This window comes from Coprococcus intestinihominis (assembly GCF_040096555.1).
GTDB lineage: Bacteria > Bacillota > Clostridia > Lachnospirales > Lachnospiraceae > Coprococcus_A > Coprococcus_A intestinihominis.
On the sequence record NZ_JBBMEK010000178.1, the window covers coordinates 1 to 6,884 of the forward strand.

A 6,884-nucleotide genomic window follows, 5' to 3' on the forward strand; every position below is an offset into this window, starting at 1 on the left:
ACACCGGATATACGTGACGCCTGGCCAATTGAAACCGGTTTAATCTTATCCAGCTTCTGCTGTGCCTCAATTCTAAGGCCATGGATATCTGAATAACAGATATCTTCCGGAAGTGTCTTACTTTCAAGTTTCTTAAACTTCTCTACCTGACTCAACTGACGTTTTATATAGCCATCATATTTAATGCTGATCTCTACCTGATCAGTCACCTCATCCGGCAATTCAGGTCTATCCTCATCAATATCCGCCAACATCTTATAATTCAGCTCAGGTCTGCGAATCAACTCAGCCAATGTAGCAGCTGTTTTCAATGGTGTACTGCCGCATGCTTCCAACAATTTCTGTGTCTTCGGACCCGCACCGATATTGACATGGCTGACACGTTCAATCTCCCGATAAATCAACACTTCCTTCTGAAGTAGATGTTGATATCTTATATCATCAATCAAACCGATATCATGACCAATTGCTGTTAATCTCTGATCAGCATTATCCTGTCTGAGAAGCAGTCTGTATTCTGCCCTGGATGTCATCATTCGGTACGGTTCATGGGTTTCTTTCGTAACCAGATCATCAATCAGAACACCAATATAAGCATCCGAACGCTTCAGGATCACCTGCTCCCTTCCAAGCACCTTCATCGCCGCATTAATACCGGCCATCAATCCCTGTGCCGCCGCTTCCTCGTATCCCGAACTGCCATTAAACTGACCGCCGCTGAACAGACCACTGATTTTCTTGAATTCCAACGTTGGTTTCAACTGCGTAGCCGGAATACAATCATATTCTATCGCATAAGCATTACGGACAATCTTCGCATGTTCAAGTCCCGGCACCGTATGATACATCTGATACTGAACATCCTCCGGAAGAGAACTGGACATACCTCCCACATACATTTCATTTGTATAAAGCCCCTCAGGCTCCAGAAAAACCTGATGTCTGTTTTTATCGGCAAACTTGACAACCTTATCCTCAATAGACGGACAATATCTTGGCCCTGTTCCCTCAATAATACCCGCATAAATCGGTGAACGATCCAAATTGTTTCTGATGATCTGATGTGTTTCCTCATTGGTATAAGTCAGCCAGCAAGAAACCTGCTCCTTCTGTACCGATGCCGGATCCGTTGTAAATGAAAACGGCACAACCGTCTCATCCCCAAACTGCTCCTCCATCTTACTGAAATCAATGGTTCTCTTGTCCATTCTGGCCGGAGTTCCGGTCTTAAAACGTACCAGCTCAATCCCCTCTCTCTTAAGGGCTTCAGACAGATCATTAGCCGCCTTTAATCCGTTTGGACCTGTATAAGTAATTGTTTCACCGCACAAACATCTGGCCTTCAAATAAGTACCTGTGGCAAGCACAGCCGCTTTACATGGATAAATTCCGCCTGTATGCGTCTTCACACCTGTCATACATCCTTCTTCCACGATAATGTCCACAATCTCAGCCTGTTTGATTGTAAGATTATCTGTATTCTCAAGGGTCTGGCGCATTTTTCGGCTGTAATCCGCTTTATCAGCCTGTGCACGGAGAGAATGAACCGCAGGTCCCTTTGAACTATTTAACATTTTTGACTGAATGAATGTCTTATCTATATTCTTTCCCATCTCACCGCCAAGGGCATCGATTTCCCTGACAAGATGTCCCTTTGAGCTGCCGCCAATATTCGGATTGCAAGGCATCATTGCAATGCTTTCAACACTAATTGTAAAAATAATCGTCTTAAGTCCGAGACGCGCGCAGGCGAGGGCCGCTTCACAGCCTGCATGTCCAGCGCCTATGACCGCCACATCGTATGCTTCGTATTTATATTCCACCGTTTTGTACTCCTTTATTTTCCCATGCAGAAATCACTGAAAATTGTATCCACCAGATCATCTTCCACTGCTTCACCGATAATATGTCCCAGCTGCTCATAAGCATCCATCAGATCTATTGAGAAGAAATCCTCCGGCATCCCATCTTCTATGCTGTGCATCACCATTTTGAGGCTTTCAAGCGCTGCTGCAATCGCAGCTTTATGTCTCACGTTGGTAATGCAAAGCTCATCGTTGTAGTGAATATCACCTGCGAAAAACATTTCTTTCAATGTATCCTCGAAAATATCCAGTCCTGTTTCTTCTCTGGCTGATATTTCAATTATCGGTGCCTGCAGCTGCTTCTCAATATCTGAGCGTGACACAACCGGCCGGAGATCTGATTTATTCATCAGCACAATGACCTTTTTGCTCTGGATCATCCGAATAATGTCATCGTCATTCTGATCCATCTCCGTTGAACTATCTACAACATAGATAATCAGATCCGCTTCCTCCGCAAAGTCGATTGCCTTCCTGACACCGATTTTCTCCACAACATCCTCTGTCTGACGAATGCCGGCCGTATCGATAATATTCAGCGGAATACCATGTATACTGACATGTTCCTCCAGCGTATCCCTGGTTGTGCCGGCAATTTCCGTGACAATGGCTCTATTCTCACCCAGAAGTACATTCATCAACGAAGACTTTCCTGCATTCGGCTTTCCCAGGATAACAGTCTTGATTCCCTCCTTGACCAGACGGCCATTATCTGCGGAATCCAGCATTTTCTGAAGTTCTGCCATATACCCGCGCACCTGAACAGCCAACTCATCGCCAAAACCTTCTGCCTGAATGTGTTCAGGATCATCCAGAGCCGCTTCAATAAACGCAATATTGCCTATAATTCCTTTTCTTAACTTCTCTATCCTTTTCTTGACACTTCCTCTTAACTGGTTCAGAGAACTCTCCAGTGCCATATCACTTTTCGCATTAATAACATCAATCACGGCCTCCGCCTGAGACAGATCAATCCGTCCATTCAAAAAGGCACGCTTTGTAAATTCTCCCGGTTCTGCCAGTCTGGCGCCGTATTTCAATACCGTCTCAAGGAGCTTTTTCATAACAACCACACCGCCGTGACAATCTATCTCGACAACGTCCTCTCTTGTATAGCTGTTCGGCCCCCTCATAATCAATATCATGACCTCATCAATGAGGCAGTCTCCATCATAAATATAGCCATAGTGAATCGTATGTGTTGAGACATCACTCAGTCTCTTTCTGCCGCCAGGGCTTCTGTAGATTCGGTCAACAATCGTCACCGCATCATCGCCGCTGAGCCTTACTTTTCCGATACCTGCATTCGTCATGCCTGTGGATATCGCTGCAATTGTGTCACTCTGCATTTTCTACCTCCTGCACATCCCGGCACCAAGTGCCCTTTCGGTGTCACAGAAAATTCCACCCAAATTCCTGCCGACACAAAAAAGCTGCCGCATCCCGGGCTTCGTATTCCATCAAATAGAATACACGCCTTACTGATGCGACAGCTCCCTGATCATATGCCAGATTTATACATTCAAGAACGCCTCCGGCGTGCTGCCTGCATCAGACATTATCATTACTATCGTTATGCTCATTATTCTCCGCAGGTCTTTCAACTTCTTCACGGCTGTAAGAACGTTCTCTTCTATAGCCTCTCTCGCGGTTATAATTATTTTCACGATTATAGCGTCCCTCACGGTTGTAACCACTTCTAGGACTTCTCTCCCGGTAATCTTTCTTTAAAGTAATCACAACCTTACGGTATGGTTCCTCACCTTCACTGTGTGTTTCTACATAACGGTCATTCTGAAGTACAGAATGAATCACACGGCGCTCATAAGGATTCATTGGCTCAAGGGATACCGGTCGTCTTGTTCTCCTCACCTTATAGGCAAGATTCTTCGCAAGATTCTCAAGTGTTGCCTTTCTTCTCTCACGATAATTCTCTGTGTCCACTTTAATGCGGATATAAGAATCACTTTCCTTGTTCACAACCAGACTGATGATGTACTGAAGAGAATCCAGTGTCTGTCCTCTCTTACCGATCAGCAGACCCATGTCTTCACCATCAAAGACAATATTCATTGTTCTGCTCTCTTCATCATAATCCACTGTACTATTGACATCCACATTCATGGCTTTAAACATTCTTGCAAGGAAATCCTTTGTATGGTCAAGAAGATTGAACTTCTTACGTGCTTTGATCACTGCCGGCTTGCTGCCGATCAGTCCTAAGAAACCTGTGCTTCCTTCAGTAATTACTTCATATTCAATCTTATCGCTTGGCACTTCAAGCTTAATAGCAGCTTCAGAAATAGCATCTTCAACTGTCTTCGCACTTACTTCAATATATTCCATGCGTGTAATCCCCCAAATTAATCGTCATGTCGATTCAGCATATGCGCATATCCGGATATGGACTTCTTATCCGCCTGTGCATTGTTCTTATCAACCTTCTTGCTACTCTTTCCTCCGGCATTGGAAGATTCACTCTTCTTCTCTGCCTTTGCATCTCCATTGCCTTTGCCTGCATTAGCAATCTGAGAAATAGAACGACGATCAATATTCTTTGTCTTCATAGCTGCATATTCTTCAAGTTTTGCGTTCTGTTCACCGCGTTTCTCGGCTTTCTTTGCAGCTTTCTCTTTATTAGCCTCGATAATATCATCTACACTCTTGTTATTAAAGAACTTATCAATAAACAGGTAAATGATTGTTCTGAATACAGCACTTGCAATCCAGTAAATACCCATACCGGAAGGAAGTGTAATACAGAAGAATACAGACATGAACGGCATCATCAGATTCATGGTATTCATTGTACTGCCCATTGTCGAATCCAAATCCGGCTTCGGCTGATTTCTCTGGGAAACCTTCAGGTTCGCCCACTGTGAAAGACCTGCCAGTGCAGGAATGATAATACCAGGGAATATACCACTGATACCATGTCCAAGTGTCACAGGCGCATCAGCAATATTCAGGCCACCCGGAATGCTGTTTATATGAATGATCTCGGTAGAATACTGAGAAATCGCACTCACAACATCTGCACTGCCTGAAAATGCATCACTGACAGCACTCCATCCTGTACTCTTAACAACATAAAGTGCATCAATAATCTTATTGATATTGCTAATATCAAAATTGGAAACTCTCAGACTCATTTCCTTGATCAGTGTTGTCATAATATCGCCGGCACCTGATGCACTCATGATTGGCTGGGCAATATGTTCATAAATCTCACGTACCGGTTCAACATAAGCCGGTACATTATAAATAACACGATACAATGCAAACAGGATTGGCAGCTGGATCAGCATCGGCAGACATCCGCCTGTCGGACTTGCACCGTACTTGTCATAAATTGCCTGTGTCTCAGCCTGCATCATACGCATAGACTTTTCATCTTTACGGTTCTGATACTTCTTCTGAACCTTCTGAAGTTCGGGGTTCATCAAAGAAGACATCTTCGAAAACTTCTGCTGCTTGACCGTCAATGGAATCATCAGCACATTGATAACCAACGTAAACAAAATAATTGTCAGAGCTACATTATTAATACCGAAAATCTGAAGAAATCGATAAATGTAGTTCATAATGAAACCGAGGATAATAGCAAAAGGCTTCAAAATGCCCCCGGTCTGTGTCAAAACTAAAATACTCAACGTATTGCCCTCCTTGGTTTATGGAACAGGATCATAACCACCCTTCGCAAACGGATGACATCTTAAAATTCTTCTGGCTGCCAGATAACTCCCTTTAACAGCACCATACTTCATAATAGCTTCAATTGCATACTGCGAACAGGTCGGAATATAAATACAGCATCCCCTTTTCATCGGCGAGATATATTTTCTGTAAAATCTGATCATCGCTATTAAAATTCTACTCATTTTGCTCATTACGGCTCTTTTCCAAAACTCTGTGGATATCTGCCACATGCATCAATGCCTTCTCCAGTGTGTGATAATCAATCTTCTTTGCATTGACTCTGACAATAAATATGATATCCAGTCCCTTTTTAAAATGATGTTCATTTAAACGATAAATTTCTCTGATCAAACGTGTCAGATGGTGTCTGACAACGCTATTGCCAACCTTTTTACTGACAGATATACCAATTCTGTTCTTCTCTGTTCCATTCTTCATCACGTACATGACCAAATATTTATTCGCACGTGACTTTCCATTACCATATACAGTTTTAAAATCCCTGTTTTTCTTTAATGATTCTGAATATTCCATTCTATTCTTCCATTTCTTTCTCAAAATTATATCATGGTTATCATCGAATCATCCCGAATAAGAAAGAAAAAGGCCACAAATCTGCGGCCTAAGCTGACATCTATGATACCATATGAAACGGTACGATTATGCTGATAAAACTTTTCTTCCTTTAGCTCTTCTGGCTGCTAAAACTTTTCTGCCGTTAGCAGTGCTCATTCTCTTTCTGAAGCCGTGTACTTTAGATCTCTGTCTTGTCTTTGGCTGGAATGTCATCTTCATAGGTATACACCTCCTTTATTCTTCCTGCGCTGTCTATAAAATTACAGACTAACGTTATTGTATTATCTAATCTATTCTATTATATTAGTTTGCCCTCATTCCGTCAAGTAAAACAATTATTTTTTTTCACGATTTTTTGCAGCATTTTCCACGATTTATCGACATATAGGTGCTATGTGGATTTATCCACAATTTACTCACTACTGGTTGTGGAAAAATTTTGTTTTTCATAACCTTATCCACAAAAAGTGGATAACTTGTGGATAACTTGTGGATTAATATTGGATAAATACCAGATTTTCAGTATTTATGCTACTTTAAGAGGTGTGTATAATTTGAATAACTTATTCACAGCCCCTATTTTTCCACGATTTTCGTCCAATCTTATGTAAACCCACTGGGGCGATTTTCCATATTATACACACTGGTGGATAAAAGTTATCCACAATTTCCACACAAGATTTCACCAAAAGCATTGTAAAAAAATTTAAAATGTTATAAAATATTTAGTAAGTAAACTATAAT

At 42.0% G+C, this 6,884-nt stretch carries 7 protein-coding genes; all 7 read right to left on the reverse strand.

What is annotated here, in order from left to right:
* Window positions 1-1,823 (reverse strand): tRNA uridine-5-carboxymethylaminomethyl(34) synthesis enzyme MnmG (gene mnmG / locus WMO25_RS12645; protein ID WP_349085586.1); only part of this gene is annotated, 1,823 nt, incomplete at its 3' end.
* Between the two features lie 14 nt (window positions 1,824-1,837).
* Complete coding sequence (gene mnmE / locus WMO25_RS12650; RefSeq protein WP_349085587.1) at window positions 1,838-3,214, reverse strand: tRNA uridine-5-carboxymethylaminomethyl(34) synthesis GTPase MnmE; 1,377 nt, start codon at window positions 3,212-3,214, stop codon at window positions 1,838-1,840.
* Window positions 3,215-3,416: 202 nt separating this feature from the next.
* A complete protein-coding gene (jag, locus tag WMO25_RS12655) occupies window positions 3,417-4,211 on the reverse strand; it encodes an RNA-binding cell elongation regulator Jag/EloR (RefSeq protein ID WP_349085588.1) in 795 nt (264 codons plus the stop codon).
* A gap of 17 nt (window positions 4,212-4,228) precedes the next feature.
* On the reverse strand, window positions 4,229-5,518 hold the full coding sequence (locus tag WMO25_RS12660; RefSeq protein WP_349085590.1) for a YidC/Oxa1 family membrane protein insertase: 1,290 nt from the start codon (window positions 5,516-5,518) through the stop codon (window positions 4,229-4,231).
* A gap of 18 nt (window positions 5,519-5,536) precedes the next feature.
* On the reverse strand, window positions 5,537-5,746 hold the full coding sequence (gene yidD, locus WMO25_RS12665) for a membrane protein insertion efficiency factor YidD (protein WP_207658540.1): 210 nt from the start codon (window positions 5,744-5,746) through the stop codon (window positions 5,537-5,539).
* Window positions 5,739-6,098: a ribonuclease P protein component gene (rnpA, locus tag WMO25_RS12670; protein ID WP_015512997.1), complete on the reverse strand. Its 360-nt coding sequence runs from the start codon at window positions 6,096-6,098 to the stop codon at window positions 5,739-5,741. Before rnpA ends, yidD begins: the two co-directional genes overlap by 8 nt.
* A gap of 126 nt (window positions 6,099-6,224) precedes the next feature.
* Window positions 6,225-6,359 (reverse strand): 50S ribosomal protein L34, encoded by a 135-nt coding sequence (gene rpmH / locus WMO25_RS12675; protein WP_015512996.1) that lies wholly within the window; start codon window positions 6,357-6,359, stop codon window positions 6,225-6,227.
* Window positions 6,360-6,884: the final 525 nt, after the last annotated feature.

Bases quoted from the DNA above. Each gene is read 5' to 3' on its own strand.
- jag (WP_349085588.1), bottom strand. From the start codon at position 4,211: ATGGAATATATTGAAGTAAGTGCGAAGACAGTTGAAGATGCTATTTCT.
- rnpA (WP_015512997.1), bottom strand. From the start codon at position 6,098: ATGGAATATTCAGAATCATTAAAGAAAAACAGGGATTTTAAAACTGTA.
- rpmH (WP_015512996.1), bottom strand. From the start codon at position 6,359: ATGAAGATGACATTCCAGCCAAAGACAAGACAGAGATCTAAAGTACAC.
- yidD (WP_207658540.1), bottom strand. From the start codon at position 5,746: ATGAGTAGAATTTTAATAGCGATGATCAGATTTTACAGAAAATATATC.
- mnmE (WP_349085587.1), bottom strand. From the start codon at position 3,214: ATGCAGAGTGACACAATTGCAGCGATATCCACAGGCATGACGAATGCA.